The organism is Cupriavidus sp. SK-3, from assembly GCF_000611145.1.
Lineage (GTDB): Bacteria > Pseudomonadota > Gammaproteobacteria > Burkholderiales > Burkholderiaceae > Cupriavidus.
The window spans coordinates 89098-106916 of the sequence record NZ_JFJV02000102.1 but is presented as its reverse complement, the minus strand read 5'-3'; the positions used below and the strand labels follow the sequence as shown (position 1 = coordinate 106916).

13 protein-coding genes and 1 pseudogene are annotated in these 17819 nt (G+C 67.0%); 10 read left to right on the top strand and 4 right to left on the bottom strand.

Translation table 11 applies throughout. The features are described 5' to 3' along the window. Position 1 precedes the first annotated feature (1 nt). From CF70_RS37640 to CF70_RS10470, 5 genes and pseudogenes are all read left to right on the top strand, one after another. A pseudogene (locus tag CF70_RS37640) lies at positions 2-248 on the top strand (efflux RND transporter periplasmic adaptor subunit); the annotation flags it as partial. A gap of 12 nt (positions 249-260) precedes the next feature. Then, complete coding sequence (locus tag CF70_RS10485) at positions 261-3467, top strand: efflux RND transporter permease subunit (protein ID WP_035863870.1); 3207 nt, start codon at positions 261-263, stop codon at positions 3465-3467. Between the two features lie 197 nt (positions 3468-3664). Next, positions 3665-4318, top strand: a complete 654-nt coding sequence (locus CF70_RS10480; RefSeq protein ID WP_035863868.1) for a protein-L-isoaspartate O-methyltransferase family protein — start codon at positions 3665-3667, stop codon at positions 4316-4318. 14 nt (positions 4319-4332) lie between these two features. Then, positions 4333-4656, top strand: a complete 324-nt coding sequence (locus CF70_RS10475) for a rhodanese-like domain-containing protein (RefSeq protein WP_035863867.1) — start codon at positions 4333-4335, stop codon at positions 4654-4656. 157 nt (positions 4657-4813) lie between these two features. Beyond that, positions 4814-6304: a TolC family outer membrane protein gene (locus tag CF70_RS10470; protein WP_035863865.1), complete on the top strand. Its 1491-nt coding sequence runs from the start codon at positions 4814-4816 to the stop codon at positions 6302-6304. A 105-nt stretch (positions 6305-6409) separates the two neighbouring features. Here the strand turns inward: CF70_RS10470 and CF70_RS10465 are convergent, their stop codons facing one another. From CF70_RS10465 to CF70_RS10450, 4 genes are all read right to left on the bottom strand, one after another. Next, positions 6410-7246: an META and DUF4377 domain-containing protein gene (locus CF70_RS10465; RefSeq protein WP_035863863.1), complete on the bottom strand. Its 837-nt coding sequence runs from the start codon at positions 7244-7246 to the stop codon at positions 6410-6412. A gap of 192 nt (positions 7247-7438) precedes the next feature. Next, a complete protein-coding gene (gene waaA / locus CF70_RS10460) occupies positions 7439-8764 on the bottom strand; it encodes a lipid IV(A) 3-deoxy-D-manno-octulosonic acid transferase (protein WP_035863861.1) in 1326 nt (441 codons plus the stop codon). After that, a complete protein-coding gene (gene waaC / locus CF70_RS10455; protein ID WP_035864084.1) occupies positions 8764-9804 on the bottom strand; it encodes a lipopolysaccharide heptosyltransferase I in 1041 nt (346 codons plus the stop codon). Before waaC ends, waaA begins: the two co-directional genes overlap by 1 nt. Positions 9805-9853: 49 nt before the next feature. Continuing rightward, on the bottom strand, positions 9854-11239 hold the full coding sequence (locus tag CF70_RS10450) for a phosphomannomutase/phosphoglucomutase (RefSeq protein WP_035863858.1): 1386 nt from the start codon (positions 11237-11239) through the stop codon (positions 9854-9856). 423 nt (positions 11240-11662) lie between these two features. Here CF70_RS10450 and CF70_RS10445 point away from each other — a divergent pair, with 423 nt between their 5' ends. From CF70_RS10445 to CF70_RS10425, 5 genes are read left to right on the top strand one after another with little or no spacing between them, the layout of a single operon-like run. After that, the gene (locus tag CF70_RS10445) at positions 11663-12829 is read left to right on the top strand and encodes a glycosyltransferase family 4 protein (RefSeq protein ID WP_035863855.1); all 1167 of its coding nucleotides are present in this window, start codon (positions 11663-11665) and stop codon (positions 12827-12829) included. Next, complete coding sequence (locus CF70_RS10440) at positions 12826-14142, top strand: exopolysaccharide biosynthesis polyprenyl glycosylphosphotransferase (protein WP_035863854.1); 1317 nt, start codon at positions 12826-12828, stop codon at positions 14140-14142. Before CF70_RS10445 ends, CF70_RS10440 begins: the two co-directional genes overlap by 4 nt. A gap of 35 nt (positions 14143-14177) precedes the next feature. Beyond that, entirely contained in the window at positions 14178-15305 is a 1128-nt protein-coding gene (locus CF70_RS10435) for a glycosyltransferase (protein ID WP_035864082.1), read from the top strand. Beyond that, positions 15305-16564 carry a lipopolysaccharide biosynthesis protein gene (locus tag CF70_RS10430; RefSeq protein WP_035863852.1) on the top strand — a complete coding sequence of 420 codons (1260 nt, stop codon included), beginning with the start codon at positions 15305-15307 and terminating at the stop codon, positions 16562-16564. The genes CF70_RS10435 and CF70_RS10430 overlap by 1 nt, the downstream gene beginning before the upstream one ends. Beyond that, complete coding sequence (locus CF70_RS10425; protein WP_035863850.1) at positions 16561-17646, top strand: glycosyltransferase family 4 protein; 1086 nt, start codon at positions 16561-16563, stop codon at positions 17644-17646. Before CF70_RS10430 ends, CF70_RS10425 begins: the two co-directional genes overlap by 4 nt. Positions 17647-17819: the final 173 nt, after the last annotated feature.

Genomic DNA, 17819 nt, shown 5'->3' with positions numbered 1-17819 from the left:
NGGTGCGGGGCCGCCATGCCGGCGTGGTGGCGGTGCCCGCCACGGCGGTGCGCAGCGATGGCGAGCGCGCCTTCGTCTACAGCGTGGAAAACGACGTGCTGGCAGAGCGCCAGGTCAAGCTGGGCATCCGCGACGACGAGAGCGGGCTGGTGGAGATCGCCAGCGGCCTGGCCGCCGGCGCCAAGGTGGTGCGCAACAATCTCGGCACCCTGCGCGCGGGCAGCCGCGTCAAGCTGGTCAAGGCGTAGGAGCCCCCGCCCATGTGGTTCACCCGCCTGTCCATCCATAACCCCGTGCTGGCCACCATGATGATGATGGCCTTCATCGTCATCGGCCTGTTCTCCTACCAGCGCCTGCCGGTCGACCAGTTCCCGGACATCACCTTCCCGATCGTGGTGGTGCAGACCGAGTACCCCGGTGCCGCGCCGGAATCGGTCGAATCGGATGTCACCCGCAAGATCGAGGAGATCGTCAACACCATCTCCGGCATCGACGAGATCTTCTCGCACTCCTACCAGGGCAACTCGGTGGTGGTGATCAAGTTCGACCTGACCGTGGACGTTGGCCAGGCCGCGCAGGACGTGCGCGACAAGATCGCGCTGATCCGCCCGCAGTTCCGCGACGAGGTGAAAGACCCGCGCGTGCTGCGCTACGACCCGTCAGAAGCGCCGGTGTTCTACCTGTCGGTGTCGAATGCGCCGGGCGCCGAGCGCACGCAGCGCGAGCTGACCACCATTGCCGACCAGATCGTGCGCAAGCGGCTGGAGACGGTGCGCGGCGTGGGCGCCATCAGCCTGGTGGGCGGCACCAAGCGCGAGGTGGAGATCCGCATCCGCCCTGCCCAGCTGGAGGCGCTCGGCATTGGCGTGAACCAGGTGATGGACGCCATCCGTAACGAAAACCAGGAACTGCCTGCCGGCGAGTTGCGCTCCTCCTCCACTGAGACGGTGGTGCAGATCAAGGGCCGCGTCATCTCGCCGGACGACTTCCGCCACATCATCGTGGCCCGGCGAGCCGGCCAGCCGGTCACGCTGGAACAGGTCGCCGACGTGCGCGACGGCGAGGAGGAGCAGGAGAGCCTGGCCATGCTGGACGGCAAGCGCGCGCTGTTCCTGGCGGTGGTGAAGGCGCAGGGCCAGAACACCGTGGATACCGTTGACGGCCTCATCAGGATGACCGACGAGATACGCAAGCTGGTGCCCGCCGGCGTGCAGCTCACCGTGGTCAACGACGCCGCGCGCGGCATCCGCAGCAGTGTCAAGGAAGTCCGCTCCACCCTGCTCGAAGGCGCCTTCCTGACGGTGGCGATCGTGTTCCTGTTCCTCGGCTCCTGGCGCAGCACGGTGATTACCGGGCTGACCTTGCCGATCGCGCTGATCGGCACCTTCGGCGTGATGTACATGTTCGGCTTCACGCTCAACGTGATCACGCTGATGGCGCTGTCGCTGTGCGTGGGCCTGCTGATCGACGATGCCATCGTGGTGCGCGAGAACATCGTGCGCCATAACCTGATGGGCAAGGACCACCGCACGGCGGCGCTGGACGGCACCAACGAGATCGGGCTGGCGGTACTGGCCACCACCTTCTCCATCGTCGCGGTGTTCCTGCCGGTGGGCTTCATGGGTGGCATCATCGGCCGCTTCTTCCACCAGTTCGGCGTGACCGTGGTGGCGGCGGTGCTGATCTCCATGTTCGTCTCTTTCACGCTGGACCCGATGCTGTCCTCGGTCTGGCATGACCCGGACCTGCACGGCACCGGCAACAAGAAGAGCCTGTACGGCCGCACCGTGGGCCGCATGCTGGACTGGTTCTCCGCGCGCATGGATGCGCTCGGCCATGGCTATGGGTCGATGCTGGGCTGGGCGCTCAAGCACCGGATCGCCACGGCCATCATTGCCGTGGTGACATTCCTGGGCAGCTTCGCGCTGGTGCCGCTGATCGGCACCGAGTTCGTGCCCGCCGCCGACCTCGGCGAAACGCAGGTGGGCTTCACCACGCCGGTCGGCACCTCGCTGGCCGTCACCGAAGCCAAGGTCAGGCAGGTGGAAGCCGCGCTCAAGGCCTTCCCCGAAGTGGCCTACACCTACGCCACCATCAACTCGGGCAACACCTCCGGGCGCAACAACGCGCTGGTCTCGGTACGCCTGATCGAGCGCCGCGCGCGCAAGCTCACCACCACGCAGCTCAACCCGATGATCCGCGAGCGGCTGGCGGGCATCGCCGGCATCACGCTGACCATGGTCGGCATGCCCGATGGCGCCGGCGGGCAGAAGGCGCTGCAGGTGTCGATCCAGGGCGACGACCTGGAAACGCTGCGGCGCCTGTCGGTGGAGGCCAGCCGGCGCATGGCCGCGGTGCGCGGCCTGACCGACCTGGATTCCAGCATGAAGGACGACCGCCCCACGGTGGAAGTGCGCATCCGCCGCGAACTGGCATCCGACCTGGGCGTGGGCATCGTGCAGATCGGCAACGCGCTGCGCCCGCTGCTGGCCGGCGACGCCATCAGTTCCTGGCGCGCGCCCGACGACCAGAACTACGACGTACGCGTGCGCCTGCCCAAGGACGCGCGCACCGGCATGGCCGACCTCAGCGCGCTGATGATCGCCAGCAGCCAGACCAACACCGACGGCTCGCCGCGCATGGTGCCGCTGCGCCAGATCGCCGAACTGGTGCCCACCACCGGCGCCAACCAGATCAGCCGGCGCGACCTGAACCGCGAAGTGGAGCTGACCGCCAATACCGCGGGGCGCTCGCAGGGCGAGGTCGCGCGCGAGGTCAAGACGGTGCTGGACGGCATGAACTGGCCGGCGGGCTACAAGTACCGCTTCGGCGGTTCCACCAAATCGATGAACGAATCGTTCGGCTTCGCGGTATCGGCGCTGGCGCTGGCGGTGATCTTTATCTACATGATCCTGGCTTCGCAGTTCGCCAGCTTCTTCCAGCCCATCGCCATCATGACCTCGCTGCCGCTCACGCTGATCGGCGTGTTCGCTGCGCTGCTGCTGTTCCGCTCCACGCTGAACATGTTCTCCATCATTGGTTTCATCATGCTGATGGGGCTGGTGACCAAGAACGCCATCCTGCTGATCGACTTCGCCAACCAGGCCCGGCGCGGTACCGACGGCCAGCCGCCGATGTCGCGCGAGGCGGCGCTGGTGGCTGCCGCGCGCGTGCGGCTGCGGCCGATCCTGATGACCACGCTGGCCATGATCTTCGGCATGGTGCCGCTCGCTTTCAGCCTGGGCGAAGGCGCGGAGCAGCGCGCGCCGATGGGCCAGACGGTGATCGGCGGCATCATCACCTCGTCGATCCTGACCCTGGTGGTGGTGCCGGTGATCTATACGTACCTGGACGATTTAGGCGCCTGGCTGGGCCGGCTGTGGCGTGGCAAGGAGGCGGCTCCCGCCCGCGCCGCCGCGCCGCAGGCGGCCGATGCGCCCGCGCACGGGCCGGCGAGTGCGGAATGAGGCAGCGCCGGCCGATACCCGGAAAGCCGTGGCCCTGGCAAGACTGCGGCATGCAGGCCACACCCGGGGCCACGCGCTTGGGCAACTGTCTTGACGAAGAGTTAAAATGTCAGGTTTGACGGATTTCCCCCGGCCCCTGGCACCGCGCGGCCGGAATTCAGAACTGATTAGCGGTTGGCATTGGAAGGAATGGCAAGATGGATCTCGAGAAAGCCCGATTCAACATGATCGAACAGCAAATCCGCCCGTGGGATGTGCTGGATCAGGAAATCCTGGACCTGCTGGCGGTGGTCAAGCGGGAACAGTTCGTGCCGCAGGCCTACGCCGCGCTGGCCTTCGTCGATATGGAAATCCCGCTGCCGGGCGGCCAGAACATGCTGGCCCCGCGCGTGGAAGCCCGCATCCTGCAGGACCTGGCCGTGCGCAAGCACGAACAAGTGCTTGAGATCGGCGCCGGCTCCGGCTACATGGCCGCCCTGCTGGCGCACCGCGCGCGCCATGTGCTGACCGTGGACATCCTGCCGGAACTGGCCGCGCTGGCCCGCAAGAACCTGGCCGACGCCGGCGTGACCAATGTCGACGTGGCCGAAGGCAATGCCGCCGCCGGCTGGGCCGCCAGCGCGCCTTACGACGTGATCTGCATCTCGGGCGCGCTGCCATCGGTGCCGGCATTCATCCTGTCGCAGGTCAAGATTGGCGGGCGCATCGCCGCGTTCGTCGGCGCCCTGCCGGCCATGGAGGCCCAGATCATCACGCGCGTCAGCGAGACCGAGTACAAGACGGTCAACCTGTTCGAGACTGCCGTCACGCCGCTGATCGGCGCCGAGCAGCCTTCACGCTTCCACTTCTGAGCGGGACCCAGGACATGCAGTTAATCAACGCCCCCGAACTGGCGCATTGGCTGGCCGACACCGGCCGCGCACAGCCGGTGCTGCTCGACGTACGCGAAGGCTGGGAAGTGCAGACCTGCGCCATGCCCGGCATCACCCATATCCCGATGGGCCAGATCCCGGCACGCGCCGCCGAGCTCGACGAGGAGGCCGACATCGTCTGCATCTGCCATCACGGCGCGCGCAGCATGCAGGTGGCCAGCTTCCTCGAGCGGCAAGGATTTGCCAAGGTCTACAACCTGACGGGCGGCGTGCACGCCTGGTCCGAGCAGGTCGACCCGGCGATGCCGAAGTACTGAGCACCACCAGCGCTAGCAGCGCTAGCAGCAATAGCAGCAATAGCAGCAGCACAAGCATCATTCCCAGGGCGCCGGCTTCCCGCGGCGCCGATTCCCTAGAACGCTGATCGTTAGAAACGTTAGCCGCGCGCCCGGTGCCCGGCAGACTGGAGATGTCATGAGGTTTGCGCTTTTCCCTGCGCGGGGCGTGCCCAAGACGCGCCTGGCACTGACGGGTTCCCTGCTTGCGCTGCTGCAACTGCCGGCCGCGCATGGCGCCGACCTGCTCCAGGTCTACCGCGACGCGCAAGCCAACGATGCGCAGTTCGCCAGCGCGCGTTCGCAACTGACGGCCACCCTGGAAAAGCTCCCGCAGGGACGCTCCGGCCTGCTGCCGCAGATCAACGGCACGCTCGGCGCCACGCGCACCAACATCGACCAGACGGTGCCGTTCGTGGCGGACCGCTTCCTCAACAACAATAACTGGACGCTGCAACTGGTCCAGCCGTTGTTCCGCTGGGATCGCTGGGAGACCTACAAGCAGGGCGAACTGGCAGCGCTGGCTGGCGAGGTCACCTTCAGCCAGGCACAGCTCGACCTGATCACCCGCACTTCGCAAGCCTACTTCGACGTGCTGGCCGCGCAGGACAACCTCTACCTGGCCGGCGCGCAGAAGAAGGCAATCGGCGAGCAGTTGGCGCAGGCCAAGCGCAACTTCGAGGTCGGCACCGCCACCATCACCGACGCCAACGATGCGCAGGCCCGCTACGATCTCGCCACCTCGACCGAAATCGCGGCGCAGAGCGACCTCGAAATCCGGCGCGCCAACCTGCAGCAGATCACCAGCAAGCCGGTCGACGAACTGCTGGGATTGCGCCCCGCCGCCCCCCTTCCCGGTCCGCAGCCGGCCGATGTGAACACCTGGGCCAGCCAGGCCGAGAACACCAATCCGCAAGTGGGCCTGGCCCGCTACAACCTCGACACGGCGCAGCGCGAGTACAACAAGGCGCGTGCCGGCCACCTGCCCACGGTCGACCTCGTAGCCTCCTATGGCTTCGTCAACTCCACCGGCAATGCCACGCAGCAGGTCAATATTTCCAGCCGCTACAACAGCGCCCAGATCGGCGTGCAACTGAACGTGCCGATTTACAGCGGCGGCCAGATCCAGTCGCGCGTGCGCGAGACCGCGGCACTGGCCGACAAGGCAGCCAGCGACCTCGAGTTCGCGCGCCGCGCCGCCGCCCAGAACGCGCGGCAGACCTACTCGGGCGTGTCCAACGGCCTGGCGCAGGTCAAGGCACTGGAAGCCGCCGAGCATTCGGCACAGAGCGCGGTGGAATCCAACCAGCTCGGCTATGAAGTGGGCGTGCGCATCAATATCGACGTGCTGAACGCCGAGGCGCAGCTGTTCTCCACCCGCCGCGACCTGGCCAAGGCGCGCTACGACACAATCATGAACGGGCTGCGTCTCAAGGCCGCGACGGGCGCGCTGAGCGAGGAGGATGTCGTGCAGATCAACACGCTGCTGACCTCGGCGCCGGGCTCGATGTACAAGCTGCCGGACAAGGTAAAGCTCGGCACGGTATCGCCCGCCGGTGCACCGCCAGCGGCAAAGCGCACTGCCACGCGCAAGGAAGCCATCGCCGGAGCGCCCGCGCCGCGCAGCTGAATGTGAAGGCCTGTCGGCCGCCGGCCAACCGGCATTTGCTCGAAACAGAAACGCCGCGGCTTCGACCGCGGCGTTTTGCATGCTGGCCCGGCGTCCTGGCGCCGCTCAGTTGGCCCGCGTACGGGACTCCACGCTCAGCAACTGCCACCGGATAGCCGACGCGTCCGCCGGCGGGTTCTCCACCCGGGTCTCGCGCACGCGCAAGGTGTATGCGATGCCCGGCTCGAAATCCAGTCCCTCGATCGGCCCATACCAGAGCGTCCACGGCGCATTGGGGTTGTCGCGCACGCGATAGCACGTCTGCCGGCCCACGCCCGAGCATTCCACCCGCTGCGAATCCACGTACACCGTCTTCTCGACGCCGCCGGCCGCTGCCTGCGCATCCAGCCTGGCGCCGCGCTTGCCCACGCCTTCGCGCTCGATGAATTGCAGCAGGTCGCCGCCGGCGGTCTTCCAGATGATCTGGCGTCCCGTCGACCCGGCCGACGGCTGCGTGCCCACGGTAGTGAACGGCGACTGCATGGCATTGAGCAGCGCGGACTCCAGATCGCCGCGCGGCGGCACGCAGGCCATGCGCGTGCCAGCCAGCCTGTCGAAACGCATGCCCGTTGCCGTCTTGCCATAGCCGCCGGTAAAACGATTGCAGCCGCTGTACCCGCTGACGGTGCCTTGCGCCGAATCGATGCCGCTATTGAATTCAAAGATGATCGGCTCGCCGTTATCGCCATGCGGGATGGGCTTGAGCGTGCCGTCGGCCTGCTGCCAGCGCACCAGTTCCCAGCGGCTGGGGCCGCCGGTCTGGGCCTGGTTCAGGCTGGCCCCGGCGCCGGGCGAATCCGGCGCGGGCGATGTGGTGCAAGCGCCCAGGGCCGCGGCAAGCATGACGGCGGCGGCGGCGCGCGCAGCCAGCGCGCCGGGCGAAAGACGAATGGTTTTCTGCATCTGAAAAGCTCCTGAAAAGGGGCGCGGCCGGGCTGGCCCGCGCCGCTCCGGGGCGGTTTTGCGGGCCTGAAGGGGGCGCGAGTCTGGCCCTCACTCCGGAGAGTGTAGCGAACTGTGTGCTCGCAGCCCATCGGGCGCTGGCCTACAAGGCCTCGGGTTGCAGCGAAGGAGTCTGCACCTGGCTGGCGGCGCCTAGCGCGCCTTGCCGAGTACCATCTCCAGCGCTGCCACAGTCCGCGCGGTAGCGCCCCGGTGAAGTACCGCGAATTCGCGCGCGTTCTCGCGCATGGCGGCAAGCCCTGGCGGATCGCCTAATATCACTGCGGCCGCACGCATCAGCTCGCCGGCATCCGCCACGCGCTCGCAGGCGCCCGCGGCAATCGCGTCCTCGGTGGCCTGCGCAAAGTTGAAGGTATGCGGCCCGATCAGCACCGGCGTACCGGCGGCACAGGCTTCGATCAGGTTCTGGCCGCCCAGGGGCAGCAGGCTGCCGCCGATAAAGGCGATATCCGCTGCGGCAAAATACAGCGCCATCTCCCCCATCGAATCACCCAGCAACACATCCGCCGTGACCGGCTCCGGCAGGCCCGATTGCTCCCATGCGGCGGCATCGCCAAGCGCACTACGGCGCTGCACGGAGAAGCCAGCACGCGTCACCAGGCCAGCCACTTCGTCGAACCGCTGCGGATGGCGGGGCACCAGCAGCAAAGCCGGGCGCGGCACGGCGCCGGGCACGTCCGACGCCAGCGCCTGCCAGCGCGAGAACGCTTCGAGCAAGAGCGCCTCCTCGCCTTCGCGGGTGCTGGTGGCAGCGAACACGGCGCGCGCGCCGAATCCCTGGCGCAACACACGGCCACGGCGCAAGCCATCCTCTGGCGGCTGCATATCGAACTTGAGGTTGCCGGTCACCTGCACCGAAGGCAGCCCAAGAGCACGAAAGCGTTCGGCATCCCCCTGGGTCTGCGCCAGCACCGCCGTGAAGTCGCGATACATCGCCGTTGCGGCCCGCCCAAAGCGCGCAGTGCGGCGGAAGCTTCGCGGCGACAGCCTGGCATTGACCAGCAACAGCGGCACGCCCGCCACGCGGGCGCCTCGCACAAGGCTGGGCCATACCTCGGTTTCCATCAGCATGCCCGCCACCGGACGGAAATAACGCAGGAAACGCCGCACCAGCCAGGGCAGGTCATAGGGCAGATAGCATTGCATCACGCGCGGCTGCCCGCCATACAACTGGGCGCCGGTCTGGCGCCCGGTGGGCGTCATATGCGTGAGCAGGATGCGGTGGGACGGATAGCGCGCCAGCAGCGCGTCGATCAGCGGCTGCGCGGCGCGGGTCTCGCCCACCGACACCGCGTGGACCCACAGCCAGGGCCCGGCGGCCGGCAGCTTGCCGTAGGCGCCAAGACGCTCGCCGACGTGCTGCACATAGCCGGGTTCCTTGCGCGCGCGCCACACCAGGCGCAGCAGCGCCACTGGCAGCGCCAGCAGCCATAGCAGGTTATACAAGACGCGCAGCATCAGATCCCCTGCCCGCGCACGCGCCGCGCGGCGGCGTGGACTTCATCGACCGTCGGCACCACGCCGTCGTCGCCCACATTGGCGATGCAATCGGACCAGTACCCTTCGGTCTTCCAGCGCCAGGTGGCGGTATAAATTTCCACGGTCGGCCGGCACAGCGCCGCGGCGATGTGGACCAGGCCCGTATCGACCCCGATCACCACTTCCGCGCGGTTGATCAAGCCGAAACCCTGCATGACGGTGAAGCGCGGCAGCACCTGCGCCTGCGGCACGCCGGCGGCGATCTCTTCCGCCGCGCGGCGCTCCGCTTCGTTGCCCCAGGGCAGCAGCATGGTCAAGCCTTCGTCCGCCAGCCGCCGGCCGAGGTCGTGCCAGCTGGCCAGCGGCCACTTCTTCTTCGCACCCGCGGTGGCGTGGAAACATACCGCGTAGCGCGCCGGCAGGCCCGCCCATAGCGGATCGCCGACATGCAGCCCGCGCGCGCCAGGACCGAAAAACCGGGGCGGCTCCGGCGGCGCGAGCCCCGTCAGGGCCGAGCCCAGCAGGCGCGAGCGCCGTACCGAGTGGGTCTGGCGCGGCACCGTCACCGAATCGGTATAGAAGAGCCGCGCGGCCGGCTCATAGCCGGAGCCCTGGGTGGCGTTGGCCAGCCCGATCACCGGCGCACCGGCGCGGCGGCTGGCCACACGGGCCACCACCGCGGTCTTGAGCAAGCCCTGGGTCTCGATCACGGCGTCGTAGGCATCCTCGCGCAGAGCCCGCCTGAACGCACCGATCTCCCGCCAGGTGGCGGCCTGATAGAAACGCTTGCGCCAGCGGCGCAAGGCGAACGGGATCACCCGCCGCACTTCCGGCAGCAAGCGCACGAGATCCACATAGCCTTCCTCGACCACCCAGTCGATCTCGCAGTCCGGCCAGCGCGCGCGCAGGTCGTGGATCAACGGCATGTTGTGCACCACGTCGCCCAGCGATGAGACCTTGACCACCAGGATGCGCGGCCGCGCGGGCAGCGCATGCTGCGTCACCGATTGGCCCGGTATGCCCGATTTTCCCGATTTGCCCTTCTGGGGCTCATTCAACGGCATCCGCTCAGAACGGGAGTTGCGCGTCCGGCTTTTCCGCCAGGATCACGCGTTTGAACTCGGCCTGGATGCGTGCCAGCGCAGCGTCGCTGTCGGCCTCGAAACGCATCACCACCACCGGGGTGGTGTTGGACGGACGTGCCAGGCCAAAGCCATCGGCGTACTCCACGCGCACGCCGTCGATGGTGATGACCTCGCGCGCGCCGTCGAACTTCGCATTGGCGCGGATCTTGTCGAGCAGCGTGAAGGCTTCGCCCTCGGCGCACTTGAGCTGCAGCTCGGGCGTGCAGTTGGAGTTCGGCAAGGCGTTCAGCAAGGCGCTCGGGTCGGCGTGCTTCGACAGGATCTCCAGCAGGCGCGCGCCCGTGTACAGGCCATCGTCGAAACCGTACCAGCGATCCTTGAAGAACACGTGGCCGCTCATCTCGCCGGCCAGCGGCGCGCCGGTTTCCTTGAGCTTGGCCTTGACCAGCGAATGGCCGGTCTTCCACATCAGCGGCTCGCCGCCGTGCTGGCGGATCCAGGGCGCCAGCTTGCCGGTGCACTTGACGTCATAGATGATCTGCTGGCCAGGATTGCGCGACAGGATCTCCTCGGCAAACAGCATCAGTTGGCGGTCGGGGAAGATCACCTGCCCATCCTTGGTCACCACGCCCAGGCGGTCGCCGTCGCCGTCGAAAGCCAGGCCCAGCTCGCAGTCGGTGTCCTTCAGGCAGCGCATCAGGTCCTGCAGGTTTTCCACATGGGCGGGATCGGGATGGTGGTTGGGGAAGTTGCCGTCCACCTCGCAGAACAGCTCCGTCACCTCGCAACCCAGCGCGCGGAACAGGTCGCCGACAAAGGCGCCCGCCACGCCATTGCCGGCATCGAGCGCGATCTTCATCGGGCGCGCCAGCTTGACGTCGCCGACGATGCGGTCCAGGTACTGCTGGCGAATGTCGACCTGCTGGCAGCCACCGGCGCCGCTGGCGAACTGGCCGGCCTCGATCCGCTGGCGCAGCGCCTGGATCTGCTCGCCGTAGATCGCCTTGCCGGCCAGCACCATCTTGAAGCCGTTGTAGTCGGGCGGATTGTGGCTGCCCGTCACCATGATGCCGGAAGTGGCTCGGCGCCCCGCCAGGTCGACATTGGTGCCGAAATAAACCATCGGCGTAGCAACCATGCCAAGATCGATCACATCCATGCCAGCGGCGCGCAGGCCTTCGATCAGCCCGCCCAGCAGGTCCGGGCCCGACAGGCGTCCGTCGCGCCCCACCACCACTGCGCGCTCGCCTTGCTCGGCGGCGGCCGTGCCAAAGGACAGGCCAATCGCGCGCGCCACGTCGCGCGTCAGGGTCTTGCCGACGATGCCGCGGATATCGTAGGCCTTGAAAATGGAAGGATCAATTTGCATGGGTCATCCTGAATATTTGCGGTTGAACCGGTCGACTTTGCCGGCCACCAGTCCCGGCCTGAGCCGGCGCGGCGAGCAAATGCGTCAAAGGCCGTATTTTGCCGGATTGCGGAGGGCACGCCAGTTATAATCGTTCGGCTACGCACGAAAGGGGGCGGCCAGCCGACCCGCATGGCCCCAGGAACACCCGCCGTGCGGGGACCGGCCGGACCTGCCGCAAACTGCTTCGGTTGGCCGTTAGCGGGTTCGCGTCACTCGTCCCGGATTCGGCCGACCGGCACCTCCGGGCCGTGTTTGAGTGCATTTTTCGGATTTTTTGCCCTTTTTTCATCCTGGGCACCTGATGGAACCTTCTGCCGGAGCGACGGCCCTACCGATCTATATTCCAGCTCCATTCCCCTAGTCCCCTTTGCGATTTGCCCAGTGCCTTCGCCCCTGCCCAACCACCACCCGCTCCGCCCGCGCATCGCCTACCTGATCACGAACTCCGAGATCGGCGGGGCGCAGACGCACGTCGCCGATCTGCTTCAGGCGCTGCGCGACAGGACCGAGCCCGTGCTGCTGGCCGGGGGAGATGGCCCCCTGCTGGACATCGCACGGGCCGCCGGCGCCCGCACCGTACGCCTGCCGCTGCTTGACAATGCCCTGTCGCCGTTGCGCGCGCTGGCCACGCTCAGGCAACTGCTGGCTGCGCTGCGCGCCGCGCAGCCCGACCTGATCCACGCCCACAGCGCAAAGGCCGGCGCGCTGGGCCGGGTGGCCGGCTGGCTACTCGGCATCCCGGTGGTCTATACGGTGCACGGCTTCGCCTTCAAGGCCGCGGCCCCGGCCCGCCAGCGCCTTGTCTCGCGGGTGATGGAATGGCTGCTGGCACCGCTGACGACCCGCCTGATCTGTGTAGCCCAGGCTGAACGGTCGCTGGCCGCGGCACTGCCAATTCCCGCCGCGCGGATCAGCGTGATCCGCAACGGCATTGCCGACAGCAGCGCGCGCGCCACGCCCGGCGCGCCCCTGCGGCGCATCGTCATGGTGGCGCGCCTGGCCGCACCGAAGCGCGCCGACCTGCTGATCCGCGCCTTCGCGCGCGCCGCGCTGCCCGATTGCGAACTGGTACTGGCCGGCGGAGGCCCCCAAATGGCCGCCTTGCGGACCCTGGCCGACACCATGGCACCGGGGCGCGTACGGTTTGCCGGCCCGGTCGCAGACGTTCCCGCCCTGCTGGCCTCGGCCCAGGCCTTTGCGCTGGCATCGGACCACGAAGGCTTCCCGTTGTCGGTCCTGGAGGCCATGCGGGCCGGGCTGCCGGTCATCGCCAGCGACCTGCCGGGCATCCGCGAGCAACTCGACGACGGCGCCTGCGGCCTGCTGGTCGCCGGCAACGACGAACATGCGTGGTCAGGCGCGCTGGAACGCCTGGCAGGCGACACCGCCTTGCGCGAGAGCCTGGGACGTGCTGCTCGGACCCGATGGGCGAGGGAGTTTGGCCTGGCGCCGATGGCCGAGGCGACTTGGGCGATCTACCTGCAAGCGCTGGCTGGCGGCCTCGCCGCCGCCCGTGCGGCGGCCAGTACCGGAGCAAGCGGACAATGAACAAGATACACATCGTCGGCCGCCCCGCCCAGCTGACCCGCGCCCAAGGCTCGGAAACCATCCGCCGCGCCAGCCGCATGCTGGCCTGGGCGCTGCTCGGCCTGCTCTTGTTCGGCCTCAATATCGTACTGGCCGAATTCGCGCATCACGCCGGACTTGTCACCTACGTCTTCACCCGCACGCTGCTGTGGTCGGCACTGCCCTACCTGTTCTCCTTCGTGTTGCTGCACCGCTCGCTGCACCTGCCCGCCATGGAAGGCAACAGCCTCGTCGGACTGGCCGCCACCCTGCCCTTCGCGGCGCTGCTCTTCGCCTTTGCCGCCTTCCACCTCGAATACTCGCGCGGTGCGCTGCTGCTCAGCTACCTCACCACGCTTGGCTGGATCTGGTTCGGCTACCGGCACTTCGTGCGCAATTACGTACCGGTATTCGGCTACACCGATGCCGCCACGCTGGCACAACTGGAGAAGATCCTCGCCATGCCAGGCGCGGCGCCCGCCAGCCCCACCCGCTTCCAGGCCATCAGCTCGCTGGAGGAAGCGGTACATTGCGACGGCCTGATGCTGGACCGCAACGCCACCGCCGATCCCGAGCGCACCCGTGTGCTCGCCCAGTTCAAGCTCAGCCACGTGCGCATGTATTCGGTGGACCGGATCGGCGAGATGCTGACCGGCCGCGTCGGCCTGGCACACATCGACGAGAACTTCCTCGACGACTACGCCGCGCACTATTTCTATAGCTTCGCCAAGCGCCTGATCGATCTCGCCGCGGTGGTTTGCCTGGCGCCGCTCGCACTGCCGTTGGGCGTGGCGGTGGCCATCGCGATCCGCCTCGAATCGCCCGGGCCCGCGCTGTTCCGCCAGGCGCGCGTGGGACTCTTCGGCAAATCCTTCACCATGTTCAAGTTCCGCAGCATGGGATTCGACGCCGGCGCGCCCGCGCAATTCGCCGCCCGCCGCGACCCGCGCGTCACCCGCGTAGGCCGCGTGATCCGCAAATACCGGCTCGACGAAATCCCCCAGCTATGGAACGTGCTGGCGGGCGATATGAGCCTGATCGGCCCGCGCCCCGAACAGGTACCCATGGTCAAGGAATTCGCCCATACCATCCCCTACTATCCCTACCGCCACCTGGTGCGGCCTGGCTTGTCGGGCTGGGCGCAGGTGCAGCAAGGCTACGTCGGCACACATGAAGAAACGGTGACCAAGCTCAGTTACGACCTGTATTACGTGAAGCACTGTTCGTTTGCGCTGGACCTGCTGATCGGGGTGAAGACCCTGCGAACGTTGTTGACGGGATACGGGGCTCGGTGAACACGCCATCGCTCTCCCAGGGCGCCACGGCCCGCATGCGCATCCTGTTGCTGAGCACCGGCCTGCAGCTTGGCGGCGCGGAGCAGCAAGTGGCGGCGCTGGCGCGGCAATTTGTCGCACTGGGGCATGTCGTAGCAGTGGTCAGCCTGACACCGGGATGCGGGGTGGACCTGCCTGCCACGGTCAGACTGCTGGCGCTCGACATGCGCAAGACACCCCTATCGATGGCTCGGGCATTTTGGCACCTGCGCAGTTTTGTGCGAGAGTGGCGTCCGGAAATCATTCACGCCCATATGGTGCACGCCAACCTGATCGCTCGGGTGCTTGCCGCAGTGTCGCCCTGCCCGCCCGTCATCTGTACCGCGCACAGCGCGCGCGAAGGCGGCAGGATGCGCATGCTCGCCTATCGGCTCACGGACCGCTGGGCGAGCCTCACTACGCATGTCAGCCCGGAAGGCCGCCTAGCGATGGTGAAGTCTGGTGCCGTACCCGCCGCACGCATCACCGTGGTGCCGAATGGCATCGATACCACCCAGTTCCGCCCCGACCCGGCGGCGAGGAACATTGCACGGACGGAACTTGGTTTGGATGACGACACGCGCCTGCTGATCAATGTCGGGCGTCTTGTGCCCGAAAAGGCACAGGACGTATTGATCGACGCATTCGCCCTTTTCCGGGCCGGCACCGACGAGGTCAAGGCGCGCCTGCTGATCGCCGGCGAGGGGCCTGAACGCGCCGCCCTGGAGCAACGTATTCGCCAACAGGCGCTAAGCGGCAGCGTCATGCTGGCGGGCACCCGCCGCGACGTCCCGGCATTGCTCAACGCGGCCGACCTATTTGTTCTTTCCTCGGAGATCGAAGGCATGCCCCTGGCTGTGGGCGAAGCGCTTGCATGCGGGTGTCCGGTGGTCGCCACCGACGCCGCCGGCGTCGCGGCGTTGCTCGGCGACTGCGGGACGATCGTGTCCAGGGGCGACGCCCAAGTTCTCGCCACCGCCATCGGCGAAGTGCTTGGGGCCGGCCGCGGCGCGGCGGCCGAGCAGGCCGCCCGGCGCGAGCGCATCGTGTCGCGCTTCAGCCTTGAAGCTGTGGCCCGCCAGTGGCTGGCCCGCTATGCGAGCCTGGCCCGGATGGCTCCCGCGGCCTGTGCGGAGCCCGTCTGATGCAACGCAAGGTTGCCAGTAACCTGGTATGGATGCTGGTCGAACGGGGCCTGCAGGTGGGCGCCGGCATCGGCATCGTGGCCATGCTGGCGCGCGGGCTGGGGCCGGAGGGCTTCGCGCATTTCCAGTATGCGCAGGCCGTGGTCTACATTGCTTCATCGATTGCGCTGATCTGTGGTGGCGAAGTCGTTATCCCGCGCCTGGTGGCCAACCAGGATCCGCTGGCGCAGCATCGGCTGGTGGTCCACGCATTCCGGCTCAGGCTAGCTGCCGGTATTCTCGGCTATCTGCTGATGTGCGCTTTCCTGGTCGTCACCGGCCAGACCATCGAATTCTGGCTACCGGCGTTGATCATTGGACTGGCTGTGGTGCTCAGGGAACCCTTCGGCATCGTCACGGCGTGGTTGCAAGCGCATACAAGGACCCGCCCGAACACGCTCTTCAATCTTGCCTCGCTGTCGGTAAAGGCGGCGGGCGTCGCACTCCTGTTCGCGCTCGGCATCCATCACGTGCCCTCCTACGCACTAGCCTTCTCGCTAGAGCCGGTCGTCATGGCGATATTCCTGACGACCTACTATCTGGCACGCGCGCCACGGGCCCGCGTGACCTATGAACCCGCGATGGTCCGCGAGCTGTTTAGCAACGGACTGCTGTTCTGGGCCAGCTTCATGCTGATGATGGGATCGCGCCGGATCGACCAGTTGCTGCTCAAGCCACTAGTACCGCTCGGCGAACTGGGCGCCTACGCGGCATCGATGCAGATCCTGGACAACTTTGTCATGGTCGCCACCATCCTCTCGGCTGGCGTAGCGCCCATCTATGTGTACGCGCAGCCCACGCTGACCCAGGCGCGCCGCAACATCCTCAAGATCGCCGGCGGCATGATGGCCGTCGGTGTTGCCGGCGGCATCGCGATCGCGTTGAGCGCGCACTGGATCATCCACCTGCTCTATGGCTCCGCCTTCGCCTCTGCGGCCAGCCTGCTGCAACTCTCCGCGCTCGCCTCGACGCTGATCTTTGCCGACGTCGGTCTGACCTTGCTGCCGATCTACCTGCGGCGTCCGCGGCTGGTGGCGATCAAATGGGCCCTGGTGTTCGTCGTCACCATCGTCATCGACCTCATCGCCATACCCCGCCTCGGCGTGTACGGTGCCATTCTCGGCTACGCCGTCGCCAACCTGCTTTCGGTGCTGTTTGGCATCGCGATCTGGATACAAAGCGCAAGAGGCCGTCCAGCCGTGCAAGAGGCCCGCGCGTGACCGGCGAGCTGCCCAGGCTGTGCTTTCTTACCGGGACGTTGAATGCGATGGCCGGGGCGGAACGCATGACCGCCACCATCGCCAATATGCTCGCCGAGCAAGGCTACCCCGTCAGCATCCTGAGTCTTTGGGACCCTGCCAGCTGTTTTGCGCTGCACCCCGCTGTCACCCATGAAACGGTGTTCGCGCAGCGCCCTTCCTTCAAGCGTGCGTATGCCGCAACGGTGGCAGGCATAAGACGCCATGTCAGGACACACAATATCGACGTGCTGGTGCAGGTGGACACCATGCTCGCGCTCTTCGCCTTGCCCGCGACGCTTGGGCTGGGTACACGGCACATCGCCTGGGAGCATTGCCACTTCGGCGAGGACCTCGGCAAGCCGGCACGCGGGTTCGCCCGCCGCTTAGCCGCGCGCTATTGCAAAGCCATCGTGGTGCTGACTGAGCGGGACCGGACACGCTGGATGGAAGCCCTGCGCCCCCGCAGTGCGGTGGTCTGTATTCCGAACCCCCTGCCCTTCGCGATGCCCGCGCAACCCGCGCCCAGGACGGGCAAGATCGTGCTCGCCGTGGGTAGGCTGGTAGCCGCCAAGGGCTTCGATGTGCTGCTGCGCGCGTGGTCGACGGTGTCCCGGCTGGAGCCGGAGTGGCAGTTGATGATCGTTGGCGAGGGCGAGGAGCGCGCGGCGCTAGAGGCCTTGCGCGACCAGCTTGGCCTATGTGACCGCGTGACGATGCCAGGGGTCTCCTCAGACGTAACGACGGCTTACGAGCAAGCCTCCGTTTTCTGCCTCAGCTCGCGGTATGAAGGCTTCGGGCTGGTGCTGATCGAGGCCATGGCATTTGGTTTGCCGATCGTGTCGACCGACTGCGAGACAGGGCCCCAGGAACTGCTGGCAGCTGGGCAGGATGCATTGATAGTGCCCAAAGACGACCCGGAAGCGCTCGCTCTTAACCTGGTGCGCATTATCCGCCATCCCCATGAGGCAGATTGTCTTGGGAAGGCGGCAAGGGAAAAGGCAAAGACCTATTCGCAGGAACGCCTTGCGCAGCAGTGGAAGACACTCTTGGCGGGGGGCTAGGAGTAGCGGCCAAGCCGGCGGGCAGTAGGGGTGATTTGAAGTTCCTTCACCTCAGACTTAAATAAGAGGGAACATTCGCCCGCATTTCTCGCTTGATTAGTACCCCTCGTCCCGGGTATAAAAAAAATTCTAAAAATGCCAGGAAGCACACCAATGCCCCGACAGAGGTGCAC

What these genes read in the sequence shown, in the direction of transcription:
- CF70_RS10440 (WP_035863854.1), top strand. Translation starts at nt 12,826, where the DNA reads ATGAACAAGATACACATCGTCGGCCGCCCCGCCCAGCTGACCCGCGCC.
- CF70_RS10465 (WP_035863863.1), bottom strand. Translation starts at nt 7,246, where the DNA reads ATGCAGAAAACCATTCGTCTTTCGCCCGGCGCGCTGGCTGCGCGCGCC.
- CF70_RS10450 (WP_035863858.1), bottom strand. Translation starts at nt 11,239, where the DNA reads ATGCAAATTGATCCTTCCATTTTCAAGGCCTACGATATCCGCGGCATC.
- CF70_RS10470 (WP_035863865.1), top strand. Translation starts at nt 4,814, where the DNA reads ATGAGGTTTGCGCTTTTCCCTGCGCGGGGCGTGCCCAAGACGCGCCTG.
- CF70_RS10485 (WP_035863870.1), top strand. Translation starts at nt 261, where the DNA reads ATGTGGTTCACCCGCCTGTCCATCCATAACCCCGTGCTGGCCACCATG.
- CF70_RS10475 (WP_035863867.1), top strand. Translation starts at nt 4,333, where the DNA reads ATGCAGTTAATCAACGCCCCCGAACTGGCGCATTGGCTGGCCGACACC.
- CF70_RS10430 (WP_035863852.1), top strand. Translation starts at nt 15,305, where the DNA reads ATGCAACGCAAGGTTGCCAGTAACCTGGTATGGATGCTGGTCGAACGG.
- waaA (WP_035863861.1), bottom strand. Translation starts at nt 8,764, where the DNA reads ATGCTGCGCGTCTTGTATAACCTGCTATGGCTGCTGGCGCTGCCAGTG.
- CF70_RS10480 (WP_035863868.1), top strand. Translation starts at nt 3,665, where the DNA reads ATGGATCTCGAGAAAGCCCGATTCAACATGATCGAACAGCAAATCCGC.
- CF70_RS10435 (WP_035864082.1), top strand. Translation starts at nt 14,178, where the DNA reads ATGCGCATCCTGTTGCTGAGCACCGGCCTGCAGCTTGGCGGCGCGGAG.